This is a genomic window from Consotaella salsifontis (assembly GCF_900167365.1).
Classification (GTDB): Bacteria; Pseudomonadota; Alphaproteobacteria; order Rhizobiales; family Rhizobiaceae; genus Consotaella; species Consotaella salsifontis.
In genome coordinates this window covers 186,773-209,482 of record NZ_FUXL01000008.1, presented here as the reverse complement: position 1 = coordinate 209,482, position 22,710 = coordinate 186,773, and the positions used below count along the sequence as shown (strand labels likewise).

At 65.6% G+C, this 22,710-nt stretch carries 15 protein-coding genes and 2 pseudogenes; 15 read left to right on the top strand and 2 right to left on the bottom strand.

What is annotated here, in order from left to right; translation table 11 throughout:
- Positions 1-8: 8 nt before the first annotated feature.
- Positions 9-875 (top strand): creatininase family protein, encoded by an 867-nt coding sequence (locus B5D38_RS13395; RefSeq protein ID WP_078708921.1) that lies wholly within the window; start codon positions 9-11, stop codon positions 873-875.
- 297 nt (positions 876-1,172) lie between these two features.
- Here B5D38_RS13395 and B5D38_RS21850 read toward each other — a convergent pair whose 3' ends face one another.
- A complete protein-coding gene (locus B5D38_RS21850) occupies positions 1,173-2,099 on the bottom strand; it encodes an IS3 family transposase (RefSeq protein WP_245319207.1) in 927 nt (308 codons plus the stop codon).
- A gap of 148 nt (positions 2,100-2,247) precedes the next feature.
- Between B5D38_RS21850 and B5D38_RS13380 the strand changes: the two genes are divergently transcribed.
- The 3 genes and pseudogenes from B5D38_RS13380 to B5D38_RS22560 form a co-directional block, all read left to right on the top strand.
- Entirely contained in the window at positions 2,248-3,420 is a 1,173-nt protein-coding gene (locus B5D38_RS13380) for an IS110 family RNA-guided transposase (RefSeq protein ID WP_425349334.1), read from the top strand.
- A gap of 188 nt (positions 3,421-3,608) precedes the next feature.
- Positions 3,609-4,814, top strand: a pseudogene (locus B5D38_RS13375) (IS3 family transposase); the annotation flags it as partial.
- 19 nt (positions 4,815-4,833) lie between these two features.
- Positions 4,834-4,981, top strand: a pseudogene (locus B5D38_RS22560) (IS3 family transposase); the annotation flags it as partial.
- 190 nt (positions 4,982-5,171) lie between these two features.
- Here the strand turns inward: B5D38_RS22560 and B5D38_RS13370 are convergent.
- Positions 5,172-5,885: a helix-turn-helix domain-containing protein gene (locus B5D38_RS13370; RefSeq protein WP_165690860.1), complete on the bottom strand. Its 714-nt coding sequence runs from the start codon at positions 5,883-5,885 to the stop codon at positions 5,172-5,174.
- 233 nt (positions 5,886-6,118) lie between these two features.
- Between B5D38_RS13370 and B5D38_RS13365 the strand changes: the two genes are divergently transcribed.
- The 11 genes from B5D38_RS13365 (at position 6,119) to zorA (ending at position 22,697) form a co-directional block, all read left to right on the top strand.
- Complete coding sequence (locus B5D38_RS13365; protein WP_165690859.1) at positions 6,119-7,096, top strand: TAXI family TRAP transporter solute-binding subunit; 978 nt, start codon at positions 6,119-6,121, stop codon at positions 7,094-7,096.
- Between the two features lie 125 nt (positions 7,097-7,221).
- Complete coding sequence (locus tag B5D38_RS13360) at positions 7,222-9,126, top strand: TRAP transporter permease (protein WP_078708916.1); 1,905 nt, start codon at positions 7,222-7,224, stop codon at positions 9,124-9,126.
- On the top strand, positions 9,116-10,276 hold the full coding sequence (locus B5D38_RS13355; protein WP_078708915.1) for a mandelate racemase/muconate lactonizing enzyme family protein: 1,161 nt from the start codon (positions 9,116-9,118) through the stop codon (positions 10,274-10,276). Before B5D38_RS13360 ends, B5D38_RS13355 begins: the two co-directional genes overlap by 11 nt.
- Complete coding sequence (locus B5D38_RS13350; protein WP_078708914.1) at positions 10,273-11,181, top strand: dihydrodipicolinate synthase family protein; 909 nt, start codon at positions 10,273-10,275, stop codon at positions 11,179-11,181. The genes B5D38_RS13355 and B5D38_RS13350 overlap by 4 nt, the downstream gene beginning before the upstream one ends.
- 61 nt (positions 11,182-11,242) lie before the next feature.
- Positions 11,243-11,719, top strand: a complete 477-nt coding sequence (locus B5D38_RS13345) for a NanQ anomerase/TabA/YiaL family protein (RefSeq protein WP_078708913.1) — start codon at positions 11,243-11,245, stop codon at positions 11,717-11,719.
- 706 nt (positions 11,720-12,425) lie between these two features.
- The gene (gene hsdR / locus B5D38_RS13340; protein WP_078708912.1) at positions 12,426-15,818 is read left to right on the top strand and encodes a type I restriction-modification system endonuclease; all 3,393 of its coding nucleotides are present in this window, start codon (positions 12,426-12,428) and stop codon (positions 15,816-15,818) included.
- Positions 15,819-15,839: 21 nt separating this feature from the next.
- A complete protein-coding gene (locus B5D38_RS13335; protein ID WP_078708911.1) occupies positions 15,840-17,324 on the top strand; it encodes a class I SAM-dependent DNA methyltransferase in 1,485 nt (494 codons plus the stop codon).
- The gene (locus B5D38_RS13330; protein WP_078708910.1) at positions 17,321-18,622 is read left to right on the top strand and encodes a restriction endonuclease subunit S; all 1,302 of its coding nucleotides are present in this window, start codon (positions 17,321-17,323) and stop codon (positions 18,620-18,622) included. The genes B5D38_RS13335 and B5D38_RS13330 overlap by 4 nt, the downstream gene beginning before the upstream one ends.
- Positions 18,619-19,293, top strand: coding sequence for a hypothetical protein (locus tag B5D38_RS13325; RefSeq protein WP_078708909.1), 675 nt, complete (start codon positions 18,619-18,621; stop codon positions 19,291-19,293). The genes B5D38_RS13330 and B5D38_RS13325 overlap by 4 nt, the downstream gene beginning before the upstream one ends.
- 3 nt (positions 19,294-19,296) lie before the next feature.
- Positions 19,297-20,391: a PDDEXK family nuclease gene (locus B5D38_RS13320; RefSeq protein WP_078708908.1), complete on the top strand. Its 1,095-nt coding sequence runs from the start codon at positions 19,297-19,299 to the stop codon at positions 20,389-20,391.
- A gap of 200 nt (positions 20,392-20,591) precedes the next feature.
- On the top strand, positions 20,592-22,697 hold the full coding sequence (gene zorA / locus B5D38_RS13315; RefSeq protein WP_131829923.1) for an anti-phage ZorAB system protein ZorA: 2,106 nt from the start codon (positions 20,592-20,594) through the stop codon (positions 22,695-22,697).
- Positions 22,698-22,710: the final 13 nt, after the last annotated feature.

Genomic DNA, 22,710 nt, shown 5'->3' with positions numbered 1-22,710 from the left:
GTGAGCAGATGAGCGATATCCTCTATTCGGTCCGCGGTCCCAAATCGTGGACCACGATGACCTCGCAAGAACTGGCCGAACGGCTTGCCGAGACCGACGTGACGCTCGTCCCCGTCGGTGCGATCGAGCAGCACGCCGGGCATCTGCCGCTCGGTCAGGACAATTTTCAGATCGAGGAGATCGTCCGGCGGGCGGTGCTCAAGCTGGAGGAGGCGGGCCGGAAGGCGATCTTCGGACCGACGATCCCCTACGGCCCGATCGCCAATCTGCGCTTTCCCGGCAGCATCGACCTGAAGCCGAGCACGCTGATCCTGCTCGTGAAGGAGGTCTGCCTCAACCTCTACCGTGATGGCGTCCGCAACATTGCGCTGGTGATGGGCCATGACATGAGCCTCGGCGCGCTGATGGTTGCGGCGCGGGAACTGGCGCACGAGACCGACGACGACCTCAAGGTCATCGTGCTGAACTGGCTGCCGCTGGTCGTGCAGATCCTGCCGACGATCCTCGCGTCGCTCCCGCCGGAGTTGACGCGAAACATCCCGAAGAACGCTCGCGACGGCCATGGCGGCATGGGCGAGACCGCCCGGCAGCTTTGGCAGAATCCGGAGCTCGTCGTCACCGAGCGGATGAAGGATTATGTCCTGGAGATGGCTCCTCCGGCCGCGCCGTTCGTGTCGCCGGTCGTTTCCGGCGGAGGCGTCTACGCGCCGCGAAAGACGACCAATGAGCATCCCGACTATCAGGGCATCCTGGGCTTCCCGACGGTCGCCTCTGCGGAGATGGGCGACAAGCTTTATGAAGCGCTTTCGGATTGGGTGGCGACGGTCGTCGGCGAGTTCTGTTACGGGAGCCTGCCACAGTCGTACAGCTATTGAGGGCATGGTTCCGCGTCGCCTGCCGAAGGCGGCACCACCTCGAACGATATCGATGGTCTGCGCCCGTTGTTCCGAAAACCTGGACTTCGGATGAGCCGGAAGCTCGGATCCGCGCCATCCTACCGGACGGTCGATGGGTGTTGAAGATCATCGGCTGGTCGAAAGGCGCCATCGCCCTTTCGGGCGCCTCGCTGCAGAGTGAGGAGGACCAGAAAACGATCCAGCGATCGTTTGTCTGTCAACGACGGAGCAAAACCCGGCCAGGAGATGGAGTGGGGCCCCTCGGGGCGGACAAGGTCACGCGGCAGTTTTGACCGGCGGCCGGGATTGTTGATCCTCGAATTGGGCGGGGCTGAGGTAACCGAGTGCGGAATGCAGCCGCCGCGTGTTGTAGACCTCGTCGATGAAGCGGGGAAGGTTGCCAGCGACATCGTCGAACGTTTCGAACTCCATCGAATAGACCGCCTCGACCTTCAACGTCTTCATGAAGCTTTCGGCCTTGGCATTGTCGTAGGGATTGCCGCGCCGACCCATCGACCCGACGAGGCCGTGGTCGGCAAGCAGCTTGCGGTAGGCCTTGGCGGCATATTGTGAACCGCAGTCCGAATGGTGAACGCAGCCCGGCGGTGGCGTGCGGCGCTCGATGGAGGCGAGCAAGGCCGCGCTTGTCAGGCGCCCATCGATCAAGCGGGAGATGGCGTATCCAACGACCCTGCGCGACCACGCATCGATGACCACGGCCAGGTAGACGAAGCCCGTCATGATCGCCACGAAGGTGATATCGGCGATCCAGAGCTGGTTCGGTCCGTCGGGCTTCATGCCCTTGGCCAGATTGGGAAAGATCGGCTCGTCATGGTCGCTGTCCGTTGTCGCTTTGAAACAGCGGCGCATCTTCGGCTGCAAGTCGTGCGCGCGCATCAGACGCCGGATCTTCTTGTGATTGACCACCATGCCCTGGTGGCGAAGAGCCGCCCGAACGCGGCGCCAGCCGTAATGTTCGAATTCCTCGCAGATCGCCGCGATGGCCTCGACTGCGGATTCCGATTCAAACCGGCCGGGTATTCTGATTTGATGTCGGCCACCATTCCGGGATGAAGCCGGCCAGCATTTCCGATCAATCACCGGCCACCTTCCGGCGTCTGAAGACCCTGGGTCAGCAACTCGGGCATCAAGCTCCCTGTCCAATGAGGAGAGCGCGATGCCGGCAAAGAGAAGGCTGACCATGAGACAATTGCGACAGATGCTTCGGCTCACCCGGGACAGCGTCAGCGCCCGGGAGATCGCCGTGATGCTCGGCGTGGCGAAGAGCACCATCCAGGACAATCTGAAGCGCGCCGCGGCGGCGGGGCTGAGCTGGCCGCTGCCCGGCGAGATGACCGACGATGCGCTCGAGAACAGGCTGTTCGACCGTGCCGGCGTCAAGCAAGGCATGCGACGGCGGCCGGAACCCAACTGGGCCGATATCGCGGTCGAGTTGAAGAAGCCCAGTGTCACCCTGCAGATTCTTTGGGACGAATATCGCGCCGTTCATCCCGGCGGCTACGGCTACAGCCGTTTCTGCGAACTGTTCCGAAGCTTCAAGCACCGGCTTTCGCCGACCATGCGCCAGGAGCACGTGGCGGGCGACAAGGTCTTCGTCGACTATTCCGGCAAGAAGATCGCCATCGTCGATCCCCGGATCGGCGAGGTTCGGGGCGCGACCTCGGAATGGATCGGCGGGCATCTTGTCGACGAGGGCTTCCCCGTCGTGTGTCTGGAGAGCCGGCATGTCAAAGCGGCGCTGAGCGCGATGACGTTGAAGACGGACCGGAACGACGCGCAGGGCATCGCGCAAATCGTCCGCACAGGTTGGTTCAAACCCGTCTATCTGAAGTCCGCAGCCGGCCAGCGGCTGCGTACGCTGACGGCGGCGTGCAAGGCCGCCGTGAGAGCACTGACGGGCAACGAGCAGGTCATCCGGGGTCTATTGCGGCCGTTGGGACTGAAGATCGGCGCGGTGACGCGCGTTCGGTTCGAGGTCAGGATCCGTCAACTGATTGGGCTAGATCCCGGATTACTGGCAATCTTCGAGCCGCTCTTGCAGTTGCATAAGAGCCTGCGCGAGACCCTGGCAGATCTGCACCGCCTGGTCCTCAAGGTAGTTCGTGCGGAGCCAATCTGTCGTCGCCTTATGACCATGCCTGGCGTTGGACCCGTGACGGCACTCACCTACAGGGCGACAATCGACGACCCCACGCGCTTCCGGCGATCCAGGTCCGTGGGTGCCTATCTCGGCCTCACTCCGCGACGATACCAGTCTGGAGAAGTCGACAGGGTCGGTCGCATCACAAAGGTCGGCGACGGTGAAACGCGAACCGCTTTGTTCGAGGCGGCCAATGTTATCCTTCCCCCGACGACCCGGTGGTCGAGTATGAAGGCCTGGGCTATGAAGATTGCCGACCGTCAGGGAGTTCGACGCGCCAAGGTGGCGCTTGCTCGGAGGATGGCGGTCACGCTTCATCGCATGTGGATTGACGAACAGGACTTCCGCTGGACGGCCGCCTAGGCAGGCCATTCCAGGGAATGGCCAGCGCTCGATGCAGGGCGCGGTCCGAGCGAGTTTGCATGATCTGTCGTTGCCGGCCCCCGAGCACGTCGAAGAGCTTTGAACCGAACGGACCTCCGAACACCATCATGCCGGCGGCCAGGTGCCGACCGCGAACAGAAGCAAAGAACCTGCATCGGACGTGGCGCTTGACTGGAGGACACCGAATACAGAAGCAGATCATCGGCATCCTGAAGCACGAGGCCGGGGTTCCGGTCGCCGAACTCTGCCGCAAGCATGGTGTCAGCGACGCCAGCATCTACAAGTGGAAGGCGAAGTTCGGCGGCATGGAGGTCTCGGAGGCCAAGCGGCTGCGGTCGCTGGAAGACGAGAACGCCAAGCTGAAGCGCATGCTCGCCGACGCCATGCTGGACAATGTCGCACTGAAGGACCTCTTGGGAAAGAAGTGGTGACGCCCGCTGCCAGACGAAAAGCTGTCGCCCACCTCATGGAGCGCCACGAGATGAGCGAACGGCGGGCGTGCAAAGCCATCGGCTGCTGCCGCATGACGTTCCGTCATCGCTCCATCCGCTCCGATGACGGGATCTGCGGGCGCGGATGATCTCTCTTGCCCGGGAGCGCCGCCGCTTCGGCTATCGGCGCCTGCACGTCCTGCTCAGGCGCGAGGGCCACACGGTCAATCACAAGAAGCTGTTCCGGCTCTACCGCGAGGAACGGCTGGCGGTGCGCCGCCGCGGCAGCCGCAAGCGGGCGATCGGCACGCGAGCGTCGATGCTGGTGCCGCTGGCACCGGGCGAGCGCTGGTCACTGGACTTCGTCGCCGACCAGCTCGATGACGGGCGTCGTTTCCGAATCCTCACCATCGTCGACGACTGCACCCGCGAGAACCTGGCGCTGATTGCCGACACCTCGCTGTCCGGCGTCCGCGTCGCCCGCGAACTGGATCGGCTGATAGCCGAGCACGGGAAGCCCAAGATGATCGGCAGCGAGTTCACCTCGAACGCCATCCTGAGTTGGGCCGACCGGGCCAGGGTCGAGTGGCACTACATCGCACCGGGAAAGCCCATGCAGAACGTTCGCAGCTTGCTCGAACCGGTGGCGCTGCGCTGCTCACCATCGAGAACTTCAACGGCCGTCTGCGCGACGAGCTTCGGGGCGAAACGCTGTTCTCGTCTCTCCCTCATGCCCGGACGGCGCTGGCGCTCTGGCGCGCCGACTACAACACGGCGCGTCCACACTCGCAGCTCGACTGGAGCACTCCGGCCGAGTTTGCCGCAACCCTGAAACCGCGACGGGCTCTGGCGTTGCGCTCCGTGGTTGGCTCCGCGCCGCTGCCCGTCGATCTCCCCGCCCATCCGGGCAACCCAACCGCCGGAAACGAACCCGCGGCTGGACAAAACTTGGGGGCAACGTCAGCTGGTCTGGCGCACCGTCTTCCAAAGCCGCGCCGAGGCCACGGCCGCCATCGGCCGATATATCGACGCTTTCTACAAACCCTGTCTGGCGCCATTCGGCACTCGACTTCGTCAGCCTCCTTCAGTTCGAAAGGCTGGCAGCGTAGAAATCCAAAATCCCTCTCCACTTTCCCGATGCAAGTCCAGTCCGGCCCGAGGCGCCCGCTTCGGAGAGCGGAATGTCTGGATGCCGATTGATCGCCAATGTCTCGGGCGATCATGCCGTCGCTGCATTTTGGGCGCCCCTGGCGCTCCGGACGGATGGTCACGGCGTGGCCCGCCCTGCGGCCGCGAACGCTATCGGTCCTCGTTCCCGACCTGTTCGGAGATCTCACGCGCCTTTTCGAACAGGAGATCGCACTTCTCCTGCAGGGCGGCCTCGTCGGCATAGCCGTAGAGCCTGGAGAAGGCCAAGGCCGAGTCCGTGCCGGCCACCGTGGTCGCCAGACGGACTTCGCCGTCCGCCAGGCGCCAGATGACGAAGCCGCGGCGGCGCGCCGCCTCGATGACCGCCCGTGCCGCGCCGAACCGCTCGTCGCCGACCATGGCGGCGATCTCGTCGTCGCCGCGCTGGGAGAGCAGGCACAGGCCGATGACGGATTCGCACGGGTGCTGGATCCGGTAGCCGCCCAGCGCCTGCGACAGCGAGTCGCCGGCCCTGGCATGGTAGAGGTAGACGACGTGCCCTTCCCAGAGCGACCCGAGCGCCGTGGTGAAATCCGGGTGGGCCAGCTTCTCCAGCGCCTCGGCGGTCGCCCGGAACAGCCCTGATCGGCGGATCGATTGGGCAGCCAGAACGTGGATGCCGTGGCCGGTGACGTATTTCCGCTTCGCCGTCTTCTGCGTCAGGCCCATGTGCGCCATCGTCAGCAGCAGGCGATTGACGCGCGAAGGGTCGAGACCCAGCGCCCTGGCCAGTTCGCGCCCCCCGACGGGCTGCTCGCTCGAGGCGATGTACTGCAGGCAGCGGAAGCCGTCGATTACACTCTGGTTCGGCTGCGCCGAATTCACATTTTCGATCTCGCCTCGCTGCACCCGAACACCCCTCGATCTCGTGGCCGGCACGCCGAAGCCGGCCGGCGCCCTTGCCGCCGTCGCTGCCCTTGAGCCGATCGCCGGTGCGGCGGCCCCTCCCGCTCTCGATACCAAAGAGTCGCTATTATAGCAACGTATCTTGACAGACGTTTGTAGCTACTATAGCATCATTTTAGCTTCGATTCACCTCGGATCAAATGGGAGGAATTATGCGCAAATCGCTTTTGGCGCTCGCCGCCGCGGCGGCCTTCGCCTTGCCGTCCGTCGCTCGCGCGGCAGACGACGTGGTCATCGCCATGGGCTCGATCTCCGGCTCGACCTACGCCCTGGGCATTCAGGTCAGCGAGATCCTGAGGGACAAGTTCCCCTCCATCTCGGTCGACGTGAAATCCGGCGGAGCCCTCGGAAACGTGCTCCTCGTCGACAAGGGGCGGGCCACCTTCGGCCATACGAGCTCCGGCCTGGCGTTCTCCGCCTATCAGGGCCTGGAGCCCTTCAAGGACAAGGCCGAGAACATCCGCGGCATGGCCAAGTTCATGGATTCGATCTTCCAGTTCGCCATCCTGGACAGCGCTCCGGTCAAATCCTTCGAGGAGATCAAGCAGCAGCACTATCCGCTGAAGCTGGCGGTCGGGCCGAAGGGGCGGGAAAACGAGCTGCTCTCCCGGCGCGTGCTGGAAGCCTATGGCATCACCTACGACATGATCGAGGACTGGGGCGGGCGGATCGAGTTCGTCAATATCGGCGACGCCAGCTCGCTGCTGCGCGACGGCCATATCGACGCCGTGACGATGCTCTCGGGCATCCCCTACGGTCCCATCACCGAGATCACCTCGGCGCGGCCGCTGCGCTTCCTCGCGCTGAACGACGACGTGCGCAAGCAGCTCGATGCTGACTATGGTTACGTCGACGCCACGATCCAGCCGGGCAGCTACGACGGCCAGGACCAGGCGATCGGCACCATCGGCGGCGGCGTGATCCTCGTCGCCAACAAGGATGCCGACGCCGAGGTGATCTACCAGGCGACCAAATGGATCAATTCGCCGGAAGGCATCAAGTCGCTCGGCGCGCTGTCGGGGGGCATCCGCGACTACCTGACCGGCCCCGCGGCGGGCCGGGCCGGCCTGCCGATCCCGCTGCATGAGGGCGCGGCCCGCTTCTATCAAGAAGCCGGCATTCAGGACTGACGACGCTTTCGGCACACCGGATCGCCCAAGACGACGGGGAGCCCATGACCATGGGCTCCCCCGGCCGCAGAGCCGCCGGCGCTCGTTGGCGCGATCCTGGCTTCAGTGGGGGGGGGTGAGCTTCAATGCTCCGAAATTTCCGCATCGAGTATCTCTACCGAATTTCGTGGATACTCGCGCTTATCGCTTCGCTGTACCATCTTTCGATGGTCTATTTCGGCCTCCCGGAGGCATTCAAGCTGCGCACGACGCACTTGATGCTACTCCTGCCGATCGCCTTCCTGATCAATCCAGTCTACAGGAAGGGGCGATCCCGGGTCTATGCGTTGTTCGACGCATTTTTCTTCTTCTCGGCACTGGGAACGACGTTCTTCCTGGGCTGGCTCGACTACGACACGATCATCGCGCGGATTCCGCAGATCGACGAGCTGACGACGACGCAGGTGATCGTCGGCGTCCTGCTTCTCGTCACCGTCCTGGAGGCGACCCGGCGAATCGTCGGCTGGAGCATGGTGTGGGTCTGCGTCGTCGCCATCGGCTACGCCCTGTTCGGCCATCTCGTGCCGCGCCCCTTCGCCTATTCCGGCAGTTCCTTCAAGGAAGTGCTCGACCAGCTGGTGTTCACGACCGAGGGCGTGTTCGGCATTCCGCTGGCGGCATCGGCGACGTTCATCTTTCTCTTCATCCTGTTCGGAAAGTTTCTGGAGCGCTCCGGCGCCGGCGCCTTCTTCATGGATCTGTCCTATGCGCTGGCCGGCCGGACGCGCGGCGGACCGGCCAAGGTCGCCGTCCTCGCCAGCGGCTTCATCGGCTCCATCTCCGGCAGCGCCACCGCCAACGTGGCCTCCACCGGCGCCTACACGATCCCGCTGATGCGAAAGGCGAAATACCCGCCCGAATTCGCCGGCGCGGTCGAAGCCGCCGCCTCGACCGGCGGCCAGCTGCTGCCGCCGATCATGGGCGCGGCGTCCTTCCTGATGGCCGAGTTCATCGGCATTCCCTACACCTCGCTGATCGTGGCGGCGGCCGTTCCTGCCATCCTGTTCTTCCTTAGCGTCGGCGCCTCGGTGCACTTCGAGACGGTCCGTCTCGGCCTGCTCACGCCGAGCGAGATCGACATTCCGAACGGCCGGACGCTGCTCAAGCGCGCCCATCTGATCGTGCCGCTGTTCGTCGTCGTCATCATCATGTTCCAGGGCTACACGCCCTACATGTCGGCGGTCATCGCCATCGGCTCGGTGCTGGTGGTGAGCTCGATCCTGGCCGCCACCCGGATGAGCTTCAAGGACATCGTCGCAACGCTTGCCGACGGCGCCAAGGATGCCGTTCTCATCACCGTGACGACCGCGGCCGCGGGCATCGTGATCGGCGTTGCCAGCGAGACCGGGATCGGCGTCCGCTTCGCCTCGATGGTCGTCAGCCTAGCGGCCGGCAACCTCTATCTCCTGCTCGTCCTCATCATGATCGCGTCGTTGATCCTGGGCATGGGACTGCCCACCTCGGCGGCCTACATCATGGTCGCGGCGATCGCCATTCCGGGCATGATCGACGCCGGCATTTTCCCGCTCTCCGCCCATCTCTTCGCGCTCTACTTCGGCGTGTTCTCCGCCGTCACGCCGCCGGTGGCGATCACCGCCTATGCCGCCGCCGGGCTGGCCAAGGCCAACCCCATGACGACCGGGGTCAAGGCGTTTCAGCTCTCGATCCCGGCCTTCATCATCCCCTACGCCTTCGTCGCCCACCCGGAGATGCTGCTGGAGGGATCGCTGGTCGACGTCCTCTGGGTCATCGCCCTGGCGATCCCCGGCGTCATCGCGTTCTCGTCGGCGGCGACCGGCTTCTTCTCCTGCCGGCTCAGCATCGTCGAGCGACTGCTGATGCTCGCCGGCTCGCTCGGCCTGCTGCTCAGCACCAGCACACCGCTGACGCTGGCCGCCCTGCTGGCGGTGGCGGGCGTGGCGGCCTTCCAGATGCTTCGCACCCGCAGCCGAGCCCTCGCCGAACTGAAAGGGTCTCCCCATGAAAATTGACGCCGTGGAATGCTTTCCGCTCAAGATCGCGCCGAAGCAGATCTATCTCGGCGGCGATGGTGGCGAAACCGGCGTGCCCGACTACTACTATCGCGACGAATATCGCTGCGTCTATTCGCGCAAGATGGAGACCTGCCTGGTCAAGGTGACGACCGACACCGGTCTGCACGGCTGGGGCGAGGCGCTGGCGCCCGTCGTTCCGCAAGTTCCTGCCATTCTGATCGAGGAGTTGCTGGCCCCGCTGCTGATCGGTGCCTCGCCGTTCGACAGCAATGTCCTGTGGTCGCGCATGTACGATGCGATGCGTGATCGCGGCCATGTCACGGGCTTCATGCTCGATGCATTGGCGGCGTGCGACATCGCCCTGTGGGACCTCAAGGGCAAGGCTGCCGGGCTGCCGGTCGCGGCGCTGCTCGGCGGCGCCTACCGGTCGCGGCAGCCGGCCTATGTCTCGGGGCTGCCACTGCCCACCTTGGACGAGCGCCTAGATCTCGCCAGCGACTGGAAGGCCAAGGGATTCCACGCCATCAAGGCGGCGCTCGGCTATGGTGTGGACGAGGACGTGGACAATATCCGCCGGCTGCGCGAGCGCCTCGGGCCGGAAGTCGCGCTGTTTCTCGACGCCCACTGGAACTACAGCGTCGCCGAGGCCAGCGAGCTGGCGAAACGGCTGGAGCCGCTCGGTCTCGGCTTCCTGGAGGCGCCGCTGTTGCCGGAGGACGTGCGCGGCCATGCCGCCCTGCGGGCGAAGACGACGATCCCGATCGCCCTGGGCGAGACCGAGCGCACGCGCTTCCAGTTCGCCGCGTTCCTCGACGCCGACGGCGTCGACATCGTCCAGCCCGACGTCGGCCGCGTCGGCATCACCGAGACCATGCGGATCGGGTTCCAGGCCGAGACGCGCAACCTGGCGATCGCGCCGCACCTGAGCGTCGGCCTCGGCCCGTGCATCGCCGCCTCGATCCATGTCGCGGCGGCGCTGCCCAACACGTTCATGCTCGAATACCAGCCCCCGGTCTTCGACATCGCCAACACCCTGCTTCGCGACCCCCTCGTCTGCCGGCAGGGCCACTACGAGATCCCCCGAGCACCGGGGCTGGGGATCGAAATCGACGAAAACCAGATCAGAGAGTTGGGACGCAAATCATGAATGGAACTCGCTTGCAGGGAAACGTCCCGATTCTGGCAACCGCCTTCGCCGACGACGGGACGGTGGATCTCGACAGCATATCGAGGCTTGTTTCCTTCCTTCTGGAGCAGAAGATCGACGGCTTGGCGCTGTTCGGCAACGCCAGCGAAGGCTATGCCCTCACGGCCGCTGAAAAGCGCGCCATCCTCGAGCGAGTGCGTGAACAGACGGCGGGCGCCATTCCGCTGGTGGTCGGGGCCGGCGGCGCCGGCATCGAGGTCGCCGTGGAAAATGCGCTGTGGGCCTGCGGCGAGGGCGCGGACGCGCTGATGGTGATGCCGCCGAGCGTGGTCAAGCCGGACGAGACGCGGCTGCTGGAGTTCTACGGCGAGCTGGCCCGCCGTGTCAGCGTCCCGATCATGCTTCAGGATGCGCCGGGCGTCAGCGGCGTGTCCATGTCGGTCAAGCTGCTCGCCCGGCTGTGCAGCGAAAACGACGCCATCCGTTACGTGAAGGTCGAATCGCCGCCCACCGCCCTGAAGATATCGGCCTTGCAGGCGCAGCTGCACGGCGCCGCCGAGATATTCGGTGGGCTGAACGGCGTCTACATGTTCGAGGAGCTGGAGCGCGGCGTGACCGGCGTCATGCCCGCCTGCGAATTCCCCGACGTGGTCAACGCCATCCTGCGCGCCCATGCCGGTGGCGATAGGGAGGAGGCGCGCGCACTGTTCTACCGCTACCTGCCATTCTTCCGCTACGGCACGCAGCCCGGCATCAACGTTGCCGTCCACAAGGAAGTGCTTTTCAGGTCCGGCGTCTTCGCGACGGCGCGGGTGCGCAATCCAAACGTTCCCCTGGATCCAGCGACCCGCGGGGAGCTGTTCGCGATGCTCGAGCATCTGCCGCTCGCCATCCTGGCGTCATGAGCGGCACCCGGTGGCGAACCACCGAACTCCAACGTTTTCCCCCTCAGAATACGGTGAAGCCATGATCCTGGGTCGCCTTGCCAATCTCCGACGGGAAGAGGCCGTCCTGCCGGAGAAGATCAGAGACGGACTGCGGTTTCTGCAAACGCACGATCTGGCCAGTCTGCCGGCGGGGCGGATCGAGATCGACGACGCGATGTTTGCCGTGGTGCAGGACTACACGACCGCGCCGAAGGCGACGCGGCGGCCAGAGTTCCACGAGCGCCACATCGACATCCAGTATATCGTCGCCGGTCGCGAGGTCATCGGCGTGGCCCCGCGCTCCGGCGACGTCCGGATTGTTGAGGATCATCTTGCGACGCGCGACGTGGCCTTCGTCGAGGAGATATCCGAGGAGACCGACATCACCGTCTGGGCGGGCGGCTTCGCCGTGTTCTTCCCATGGGACATTCATCGGCCGCAGTGTTTTGCCGCGGCGGCCGAGCCCGTCCGCAAGGTGGTGATCAAGATCGACGTGCGCGCCTGCCGCCTTGGCTAGCGCCCTTGCCACGCGGCGGGAGCCGACCGGAGCACGCTTGCTGCTCCGAACGACCGGTGGCCGGAGGCGGTGAGCTGACGGCCGCGGCTTCATCCGGCTCCAGCTTCGCCTCTCGGACCGCCGTGCGTTCGAAACCATCGGTTTCGGCTCGCCTCTTTCCGAAGACTGCTTCCCCCCTTGGGCGTCGCCGCATCGGAGCCGGATCCTTGCAAGGCGGTAACGGGGAGCGCGACGCAGAGCGCCGCCGGCGGCTGCGACTCTCGCGGCAGGCGGATCCGCGATCGCCCGGCGCGCCGGGCTGCTTTCTACGGAGGACGTGTCCTCTCTCGATCCCGGGTTGCTGCACTGCGCCCCATTTAGTCGGACACCCGGCATAAGCGGAAAGGCTCAAGGACATCCTTGAGGACAGCCTTATGTCGGACGAGTATCAGCTGACCAGCCACCGATCCTTCATCCAGCGGCGATTAGAGCCTCGTCCTCTTCTGCTACGCCGTTGGCCGTTGGCCGGCGCAACGGCCAGGAGCGTCTGCCGGATTGACATAGGCTGCCGGCCCGCCTTGCGCCGGCATAACCCGCTCGGAGACGATTTGCGGGCACAGTCGTAACAGGCGGCCCGGCGAGCCGAGACTAGCCCGGACATCCGCGGCCTTGATCCTCTACCCCAGCGTGCTACCACTGGAACGTTGGGGAGCATGTGCGGGCGGTGATGGGGGACGGTGCCAGCAACTTCGAGTTCCTGAAGGGGCACAGTCCTCAGCTCGCCAGGCTGGGGACGCTGGCCGAGAGCTATTTCAGGAGCGATCCGCCGGCCGCGCTCATCAAGCTGCGGCAGTTCGGCGAGTTCACCACCAAGGCGGTCGCCGCCCGGCACGCATTGCTGCCGCCGCGTTCGGTCGCCTTCGACGAGCTGCTGCGCTTGCTCCAGGCCCGCTCGGTCATGCCGCGCCAGCTGGCGGAGTACTTCTACCACCTGAAACGGGCAGGCAACGCCGCCGCGCATGAGGACAAGGGCTCGGCCGGCGATGCCCTGACTTCGCTGAAGGTTGCCTGGGCGATCGGCATCTGGTTTCACCGCACCTACGCGAATGATCCCGGCTTCAAGCCCGGCCCGTTCGTTCCCCCGGCGCCGCCCGAGGATGCCACGGCGAGCCTTCGCTCGGAGCTTGCCGAGCTGCGGCAGGCGGTCGCCGCCAGCGCTGATGCCGAGGCCAAGGCGCGGCTCGCCGCCCAGGAGGCCGAGGAGGCGCGGCTCAAGCTCGCCGAAGAGGCCGGCCAGGAGGCGGAACAACGCGCCTTTTGGGAGAGCTATGCGAGCGAGACGGAGGCCGCGTTGCGGACGGCCGAAGCGACGCTCGCCGCAACGCAACGCGCCGCCGAGGCTGCCCCGCCGCAAGATCTGGCGGTCCTTACCCATCTGGGCGCTGAGAGCGCAGAGCGCATTGAGGTCGACGAAGCGACGACGCGCGTCCTGATCGACGAGCAGCTGAGGAGCGCCGGCTGGGAGGCCGACAGCACGGCGCTGCGCCACGCCGGCGGCGCGAGGCCCGTGGCGGGCAGGGCGATGGCGATCGCCGAATGGCCGACACAGGGCGGGCCGGTGGACTATGCCCTCTTCGTCGATGGCCGCTGTGTCGGCGTGATCGAGGCGAAGCGGCGGATCAAGGACGTACCCGGCCATCTCGGCCAGGCGCGGCGTTATGCCCGCGACATCATCCTATCGGCCGAGCAGGTGCCGCTCGACGGCCCATGGCAGGACGGGCTCGACAGCTACCGCGTGCCCTTCGTCTTCGCCACCAACGGCCGACCCTACGTCAAGCAGCTCGCCACCAAGTCGGGCACCTGGTTCTGGGACGCGCGCCGCGGCGACAACGCGCCGCGTGCGCTGGCCGAGTGGCTGTCGCCGCGCGACATTTCCGAGCGCCTGGAGCAGGAGCTGGGCGAGGCCCATGCCGGCTTCGCCGAGCGCGAGCTCGGCGTCACCGGGCTGTGGCCGCACCAGCAGGAGGCGATCGCCGCCGTCGAGGCGGCGGTGGCGCGCGGCCAGGACCACATTCTGCTGGCCATGGCCACCGGCACCGGCAAGACGCGCCTCGCCATCGCGCTGATGTACGAGCTCCTTCGCACCAAGCGCTTCCGCCGCATCCTCTTTTTGGTCGACCGCAACGCGCTGGGGCGCCAGACGCTCGACGCCATGAGCACGACGGACACCAGCGGGTTTCTGAAGTTCGATCAGGTCTTCCCCGTCGCCGATCTCGCCAAGAAGTTCCCGGAGGCGACGGACCGGGTGCAGGTCGCGACCGTCCAATCCATGATCCGGCGCATCTTCGGCGATCCCGACGCGGAGCGGCCGACGCCCGGCACCTATGACCTCGTCATCGTCGACGAGGCGCACCGCGGCTACACGCTCGACGCCGAGCTGCGCGAGGACGATCTCGGCTTCCGCAACCTGGAAGACTATCTCTCCGCCTATCGCCGGGTGCTCGACTATTTCGACGCGACCAAGGTGGCGCTGACGGCGACGCCGGCGCTCCACACCCGCGAGATATTCGGGCCTCCCGTCTTTCACTACAGCTACCGTCAGGCGGTGATCGACGGCCGGCTGATCGATCACCGGCCGCCGCGCCGCATCACCACCGCCTTGAGCCAGACCGGCATCAGCTTCGACAAGGGCGAGGAGGTCACCGTCCTCGACCCGCGCACCGGCCAGATCGACCTCTTCGACCTGGAGGATCAGGTCGATTTCGAGGTCGCCGAGTTCAACAAGAAGGTCTACACCCGCGCCTTCAATCGGGCAGTGGCCGAGGCAATCGCGGCCGAGTGCCCGCCCGACGGGCCGGGCAAGACGCTGCTCTTTGCCGCCCGCGACGACCATGCCGATATTCTGGTGGAGGAATTGCGCGCCGCGCTCGCCGCCGAATACGGGGCCCAGCCGCACGATCTGGTCGAGAAGATCACCGGCTCGGTGGATCGGCCGCTCGATCGCATCAAGGCGTTCAAGAACGACCCCCGGCCGAAATACGTCGTCACGGTGGACCTGCTGACCACCGGCATCGACGTTCCGGCGATCGTCAACCTCGTCTTCGTGCGACGGGTCAACAGCCGCATTCTCTACGACCAGATGATCGGCCGGGCGACGCGCCGCTGCGACGCCATCGGCAAGGAGTTCTTTCGCATCTTCGACGCCGTCGACATCTATGCCAACCTCCAGGAGGTCACGGACATGCGGCCGGTGGTCGTTGATCCGAACCTCTCCTTTGCAACGCTCCTCGGCGATCTCGGCCGCGCCGAAACGGACGAGGACCGCACCTTCGTGCGCGACCAGATCGTGGTGAAGCTGCGCCAGCGGGTGAAGTATATCGACGCCGAACGGCGCGAGGCGCTGGAGGCCGTGCTCGGCCCACTCGGCGATCTCGCCGATGGGCTGAAGGCGGCGCCTCCGTCGCACACCGTCGAGCTCTTCAGCAAGCACCCGCAGCTCGCCGCGATCCTCGATGCCGCCAACCCGGCGAAGAAGCGCGACGGGATCTATATCTCTGAGCATGAGGACGCGCTGATCTCGGTCGAGGACGACTTCGGCAACAAGGCGAGCCCGGCCGACTATATCGAGAGCTTCGAGGCCTTCGTGCACGCCAACATGAACGCCGTGCCGGCCATGGTCGCCGCCACCCAGCGCCCGCGCGAGCTGACCCGCAAGGAGCTGAAGGAGCTCGCCCTGCTCCTCGACGAGAAGGGCTTTTCGGAAGCCAATCTCCGCCGCGCCTATGGCGCCGCGCGCAACGCCGACATCGCCGCCCACATCATCGGCTTTGTGCGCCAGGCAGCCGTCGGCGATCCGCTCGTCCCTTACGAAACGCGGGTCGAGAACGGCCTCGCCCGGCTGCTCGCGAGCCGCGCCTGGACACCCAAGCAGAGGCAATGGCTGACCCGCATCGGCCGCGCGCTGAAGGCTGAGCCGGTGGGCGACCCGGAAATCCTCTCCGAGCCGCTGTTTGCGCAGTTCGGTGGCTTCGAAGTCATCGACCGCGAGTTCCAATCGGGTCTAGGAGAGGTCCTAAAGGATCTGAACGCGGCGATATGGGATAGCCCGAGCGCCGCCTGAGCGCATGACGAAAGAGACGAGATGAACCCTTCGGCCGATCTGGTGAACAAGCTCTGGCGGCTCTGCGCGCTCTTGCGCAAGGACGGCGTGACCTACCAGCAATATGTCACAGAGCTCACCTACCTCCTCTTTCTCAAGATGGCGTCGGAGCAGAAGGACGAAAGCCGCATCCCGGCCGCCTATCGCTGGGGCGCGCTGAAGAGCGCCCCCGAGACCGAGGTGCTGACGCGCTATCGCCAGGCGCTGATCGACCTCGGCAACGGGGAAAAGATCGCCGACCGCTCCGTCGTCGCCATCTTCCAGAACGCCACGACCATCGTGCGCGAGCCGGCGAACCTCAAGAAGCTCATCGACGCCATCGACGGCCTGCACTGGTTTTCCGACGAGCGCGACGCCTTCGGCGACGCCTATGAGGGCCTCCTCCAGAAGATGGCCGAGGAAACCAAGCGCGGCGCCGGGCAGTATTTTACCCCGCGCGTGCTGATCCAGGTGATGGTCGAGCTGATGCGGCCTGAGCCGGGCGAGGTGATCCAGGACCCCGCCGCCGGCACTGGCGGCTTTCTCATCGCCGCCGACCGCTACATGAAACAGCGCACCGACAACTATTTCGAGCTGGCGCCGAAACAGCAGAGCTTCCAGCTCTCTCAGGCCTTGCGTGGCCTCGAAAACGTGCCCGACACCTTCCGCCTGCTGCAGATGAACCTGCATCTGCATTCGATCGACCCGGACCATCTCGACCTCGCCGACACGCTGTCGCCGGCGGGCTCGGGCGGCCGCTTCAAGAACGCGAACCTGATCCTCACCAATCCGCCCTTCGGTCCGGCCGGCGGACCGCCGACGCGCGACGACCTGTCGATCACCGACCGCGTCTCCTCCTACCAGCTCCCCTTCGTGGAACACTGCATCCGCGCGCTAAAACCCGGCGGACGCGCCGCCGTGGTGGTGCCCGACAACGTGCTCTTCGACGACGGGCGCGGCAAGGCGCTGCGCCAGCGCCTGATGAACTGGTGCGACCTCCACACCATCCTGCGCCTGCCCACCGGCATTTTTTACGCGCAAGGCGTCAAGACCAACGTCCTCTTCTTCACCCGCTCGACCGACGAGGCGCCGCTGGAGGACGCCACGCAAGCGGTCTGGATCTACGACATGCGCTCCGGCGCGCCGGCCTACGGCAAGACCAACCCGCTGAAGCACAGCGACTTCGAGGATTTCGTTACAGCCTTCGGCGACGATCCCAACGGCCGCGCGCCGCGCACCGACCAGGGCGAGGAAGGCCGCTTCCGCCGCTTCACGCGCGACGAGATCGCCGCCCGCGCCGACAATCTCGACATCACCTGGCTGAAGGACACCAGCGGCGAGGCCGAGGACGGGCTGGAGACGCCCGAAGACATCCTGGCCGCCATCGACGGACATCTCACGACGGCCATGACCGAAGTCCGCGCGCTGCTGGAGGAACTGGGCGACGGGGTGGCCGACGCGGACGCGCTGTCGGAGGCGGCGGAATGACGCTGCCGAGGGGGTGGGCCGAGGCTACATTGGGCGACGTAGGCGACCTTTATTCAGGGCAATCCGTATCTGCTTCCGAAGTCAATTCTGCAGGATTGGGACCTGCCTATGTCACGGGGCCGGATCAGTGGGATGGCCGCGAAGTTCGGCGTGACAAGTGGACTGAGCATCCGAAGAAGTTGGTGCCAGCGGGATGTATCTTTGTGACCGTCAAAGGCGCTGGCGTAGGAAAGCTGTTTCCTGGAATCGAGTGCGCGATAGGACGAGATATCTATGCGTACAAGGGGGACGGAGGTCTCGATCCAAGCTTCATCTATCGTGCACTACAGCATCGCATAGCGATCATCATCCGGGAAGCACGAGGTGATATTCCGGGGCTGTCGAGGGAGCATCTCACGGGGCACTCCATGACTTTCCCCCCGCTTGCCGAACAGCGCCGGATCGTCGCGAAGCTGGACGCGCTGACCGCCCGCATCGCCCGCGCCAGGGCGGAGCTGGATCGGGTGCCGGTGTTGGCGAGGAATTTCCGACGCCGGGCTTTGCTGAATTGTTTCGATAGAGCGGACGTCCCGTCAACCACGGTAGGCCGGATATTGACCGGGATAGAGGCAGGAAAGAACCTTCGCTGTGACGAGCGGCCGCCACGTGAGGATGAGAAGGGGGTCGTGAAGGTCAGCGCCGTCACTTGGGGACGTTTCGATCCAACGCAAGCGAAGACCTTTCCCTCCGGTTATCAGCCTCCCGAAAAAGCTCGGATACGGAATGGTGACCTGCTGTTTTCGCGGGCCAACACTATTGAGCTCGTTGGTGCTATCGCTCTTGTAGAACACGCGCCCGAGAACTTGTTCCTCAGCGACAAAGTTCTGCGGCTCCATGTGGACGACGACGACAAGCGGTGGTTGATGTGGTTCTTGCGTTCCCCTGAAGGGCGTAAGCAGATCGAACAGCTTGCAACCGGCAACCAGCTTTCGATGCGAAATCTCAGCCAAAGCGCGTTGAGAAGCATACGGCTTCCCTATCCGAATTCCGAAACCCGCGCTTCTCAAATCGCTCAATTGGAATCCGCCTTCGCCCGCGCCGACCGCATGGAAGCCGAAGCCGCGCGGGCGCGAAAGCTGCTGGACCGGCTGGAATCTGCCATCCTCGCCAGGGCGTTCCGTGGCGAGTTGGTGCCGCAGGACCCGGACGACGAGCCGGCGAGCGTGCTTCTGGAGCGCATCCGCGCCGAGCGCGCCAATGCGCCGAAGCAAAAACGCGGGCGGCGGCGGGCAGGGGAGGCGAGCGGAGCTGCATCATGAGAAAGCCGCAGACGGTCAAGGCGCTGGAAGAGCTCGGGCGGGTGCGTCTGTCCGAAACCTTCTTCATGCGCGATTTTCTGCATTCGGAGATTGCCGACTTCCACGGCATCCCGAACATTCCCGACGATCCCGATCTGGCGATCGCCGCCGGCAGGCAGCTCTGCGAGGCGCTGCTGGAGCCGTTGCAGGCCACCTTCGGCCGCATCGCCATCCGCTCGGCCTATCGTTCGCCGGCCGTCAACGACTTCGGGAGCCGCAACGGGCTTTCCTGTGCCCGCAACGAGGCGAATTACGCCGGCCACATCTGGGACCGGCGCGACGCCGACGGCTGCATGGGCGCCACCGCCTGCATCGTCGTGCCGTGGTTCGCCGACCGCTATGCGCAAGGCGCCGACTGGCGGGCGCTTGCCTGGTGGATCCACGACCATCTGCCCTATTCGAGCCTCCAGTTCTTCCCCAGGCTCGCCGCCTTCAACCTCACCTGGCACGAAAGGCCGCTGCGGCGCATCGACAGCTACATCGCCCCCAAGGGCTGCCTGACCAAGCCGGGCATGGATAACCATGCCGGATCGCACGCCGAATGGTACGCGGGCTTTCCCGAGCTGAGGCGATCTTGCTGCCTGGGCGCCGAGGCCGATGATCGCGCGCCCCCACTGAAGAAAGGCGTTTGAACCATGCCGATCCGCAACAGCATCTGGACCATCGGCGAGAGGCCGGGGGCCCTGCGCGAGGGCAAGCTGGCGAGCGAAAAGCTGCTGGAGGCCATGATCGTCGCCGCGCCCGACATCCTCTCCGACCAGTGGATGATCGTCGGCCGGCAGGAGAAGACCGCTTCTGGGGGCATCCTCGACCTTCTGGCGCTGGCGCCCGACGGCACGCTGATCCTGATCGAACTGAAGAAGGCGAAGACGCCGCGCGAGGTGGTCGCCCAGGCGATCGACTATGCCACCTGGGCGGAGGCGCTCGATGCGGAGGACCTCGGCCGCATCTACGAGCGGTTCTCGGGCGGCGGCAACCTCGCCGAGGCGTTTCGCCAGCGCTTCGGCACGCCGTTGGACGAGGCGAGCCTCAACCAGAGCCACCAGATGGTGATCGTCGCCGCCACGCTCGATGCCAGTTCCGAGCGCATCGTCGGCTATCTCGCCCAGCGCGGCATCGCCATCAACGTGCTCTGTTTCCAGGTGTTCGAGACCGGCGCGGGGCAGCTCCTCAGCCGCGCCTGGCTGATCGATCCCGTCGAGACGCAGGTCGCGGCCGTGGAGACCAAGGCGACGGATCGCGAGCCCTGGAACGGCGAATACTACGTCTCCTTCGGCCATGGCGAGAGCCGCTCCTGGGACGAGGCGCGGGCGCACGGCTTCATCTCGGCCGGCGGCGGCACCTGGTACAGCGGCACGCTGCGCCTGCTCGCGCCCGGCGACCGCATCTGGGTCAAGGTGCCGGGCCACGGCTTCGTCGGCGTCGGCACGGTGAAGGGCGCGCCGGTGCCGCTCGGCGAGTTCGAGCTGTCCGGAGAAGATGGCGCTATGCGGCCGGCTGCAGAGGTGTTGACGGGCGCACGCTATCACCGCGAGTTCATCGACGACCCCGACCGCGCCGAATATTTTGTGCCGGTCGAGTGGATCTCTTCGGTTCCGTTGGGACAGGCGGTGCAGGAGGTCGGCATGTTCGGCAATCAGAACACGGTCTGCGCCCCCAAGACGCCGAAATGGCGCCACACGGTGGACCGGCTGAAGGCGCTCTTTCCCGGCTGGGACGGCGGGCGCTGACGCGTCGGGCCGCCATTGCGCCAGGGAGCCGGGACCACCGCAATATGCTCACAGACTGCGACATATCGGCAATGTCTTGCTCCCTTACGATCCGCTAAACCTTCGGTCGCGTAATCTTGACCCAAGGGGAGGGTAAGGTTGTACGCTCGCCTCCTGTCATTGTGGTTCTGGATCGGCCAATGCGGATAATGTGGAGCGCGTTGCGCTTTTTTGTCTTCTGGGTGCTGACGGCCGGCGTGGTCGCGGCCGCCGCCTCTTTCATTCCATTGCTCGATCTACGGCTTGTCGGCCACACGATCGCAAATGTATTCGCCGACCCGGATGGCGTCAGCAAGCAGAGCTTTGCCTTCTCCGTGGCCCTGCTGATCGGCGCAGCAGCCATTGGTTTGGCTGTCGCCTATTTCGTCTGTCACGTCCTCTCGATCGGTCTTTCGCTCCGGCGGGCGCGCAAGGTCATCAGGAGTGCCGGCGGCAAGACCAAAGACCTTCAGGGTCGACGTCTCGCCTTCGGCCAGAACTATGAAACTGTCCGCCAGCGCCTCTGCCAGCATCCGCTCATCGGCCATGCCTATCAGGAGTTCGACGAGACGCTGGTGCGCGACGATCGCCGGCCGGACGTGATGATCAACACCGTTCGCCCGCATTCCTTTCTGAATGTCGGGATCGCGCGCGAGAAGCGGATGGGGCTGAAGCTGATGAACGCCGTGCCCGGCTATTTCGTCGGCATCGGTCTTCTGCTCACCTTCATCGGTCTCGTCTTCGCCCTGCACAAGGCGGGCGAGGCGGCGGAGGCCTCGGATGCCGCCGAGATGCAGGCCGCCATGGGCGAGCTGCTGCAGATCGCGACGTTCAAGTTCTCCACCTCGATTGCAGGCCTCGGTGCCTCGATCCTCCTCTCGCTGGTCTTCCGCATCTACACGATCTGGATCGAGGGCAGCTTTGATAAGCTCTGCGCCGAGCTGGAGAGCAGTCTGCTCTATGCCGCGCCGCAGTCGATCTCGGTCGAGATGAACGCCACGCTGAAGGAGCAGCGCGACCAGCTGAAGGAGATCACGCAAGGCGACTTCTTTGCCCGGATGGGCGAAGCGATCGCGCCGCGCCTCGACGAGTCGTTCCGCGGTGCCCTGATGCCGGTCAGCACCAGCATCGACGCGGCCATGGGCAAGCTGGCGGCGAACAGCAGCGACGGCATCGCCCAGCTCGTGGGCGAGTTCTCGCGGTCCGTGCAAGGCAGCGCCGGATCCGAAATGCGCGAGCTGGCCGCAACTCTGGCCCAGATGCAGGCAGGACTGGCGGAAATGCAGTCTGGCCTGCGCGGCACCGGCGAGGACTTCGGCCGGCGCATGGCAGAAGCCGCCGAGAACCTCAACCGGATGGTTGCCGAGGCCGGATCGAACTTCGGCCGGAGCTCGGAGCAGAGCCGCGCGGCCTTCGCCGACGTCGCCGAGACGCTGCGGCAGACGATGGAGCGGGCGAACACTCAGGTCGCCCACGCGCTGGGCCAAGCGGCCGGCGGCGCCTCGGACAAGCTCGAAGCTGCCATGGGACGGGTGCTCGAGAAGCTCGAGGCGCAGGTTGGCGCCATCAGCAACGACATCGGCCGCTATCAGAGCGAGATGCGCAGCGACATCGAGGCGACCGGCGCCCGGTTGGCGACGGCGCGCCAAGAGGCCGCGGACTCGTTGACGGCGGTCTCAAGAGAGCTGTCGGAAAGCCTGAAGGCTGGCACCTCAGGGATCGTCGGCGCGATCTCGGCCGAGTTCGACCGACTGACGCAGACCATCCGCACCCTGGAAAGCAGCCTGCAGGGCCAATCCACGGCCATCGCCGCCACCACGTCGGAGACGCGCAAGACCGCCGACGCCTTCCACGAAACCGCCGCCAGCGTGCGTCTCGCCTCGCAGCCACTGGCCCAGGTCGGCGACCGCTTCGCGCACGCCACCGACACGATGGCCGCCAATCTGGCCGAGACGCTCGGGGCGCTGCAATCCGCCCAGCAGGCTTCCAGCGAAACGGCGGCCGCGCTGCGCGACGCGCATGGCGAGGTGAAGCTTTTCTGGGAGCGCTATGCCGAGAGGTTCCGCGGCGTCGACGAGGAACTCGGCAAGGCGGTGACCGCCCTCTCGGAGGCCACACTCAAACAACAGCAAAACCTGGATCATCATGTCCAGGGCGTCGATTCCGGGCTCGCTCAGGCGGTCGGCAAGCTGAACGGGCTTCTGACCGAGATCAACGACGCGGCCCAAAGCATCTCCGACAGCATGAGCCGACTGGAATCGGCCAATGCGCTCCAAGCCGCGCAATAGCCCGGGCTCGCCG

Bases quoted from the DNA above. Each gene is read 5' to 3' on its own strand.
- B5D38_RS13395 (WP_078708921.1), top strand. From the start codon at position 9: ATGAGCGATATCCTCTATTCGGTCCGCGGTCCCAAATCGTGGACCACG.
- B5D38_RS21850 (WP_245319207.1), bottom strand. From the start codon at position 2,099: ATGGTCAGCCTTCTCTTTGCCGGCATCGCGCTCTCCTCATTGGACAGG.
- B5D38_RS13380 (WP_425349334.1), top strand. From the start codon at position 2,248: ATGACCGACGATGCGCTCGAGAACAGGCTGTTCGACCGTGCCGGCGTC.
- B5D38_RS13365 (WP_165690859.1), top strand. From the start codon at position 6,119: ATGCGCAAATCGCTTTTGGCGCTCGCCGCCGCGGCGGCCTTCGCCTTG.
- B5D38_RS13360 (WP_078708916.1), top strand. From the start codon at position 7,222: ATGCTCCGAAATTTCCGCATCGAGTATCTCTACCGAATTTCGTGGATA.
- B5D38_RS13355 (WP_078708915.1), top strand. From the start codon at position 9,116: ATGAAAATTGACGCCGTGGAATGCTTTCCGCTCAAGATCGCGCCGAAG.
- B5D38_RS13350 (WP_078708914.1), top strand. From the start codon at position 10,273: ATGAATGGAACTCGCTTGCAGGGAAACGTCCCGATTCTGGCAACCGCC.
- B5D38_RS13345 (WP_078708913.1), top strand. From the start codon at position 11,243: ATGATCCTGGGTCGCCTTGCCAATCTCCGACGGGAAGAGGCCGTCCTG.
- hsdR (WP_078708912.1), top strand. From the start codon at position 12,426: ATGGGGGACGGTGCCAGCAACTTCGAGTTCCTGAAGGGGCACAGTCCT.
- B5D38_RS13335 (WP_078708911.1), top strand. From the start codon at position 15,840: ATGAACCCTTCGGCCGATCTGGTGAACAAGCTCTGGCGGCTCTGCGCG.
- B5D38_RS13330 (WP_078708910.1), top strand. From the start codon at position 17,321: ATGACGCTGCCGAGGGGGTGGGCCGAGGCTACATTGGGCGACGTAGGC.
- B5D38_RS13325 (WP_078708909.1), top strand. From the start codon at position 18,619: ATGAGAAAGCCGCAGACGGTCAAGGCGCTGGAAGAGCTCGGGCGGGTG.
- B5D38_RS13320 (WP_078708908.1), top strand. From the start codon at position 19,297: ATGCCGATCCGCAACAGCATCTGGACCATCGGCGAGAGGCCGGGGGCC.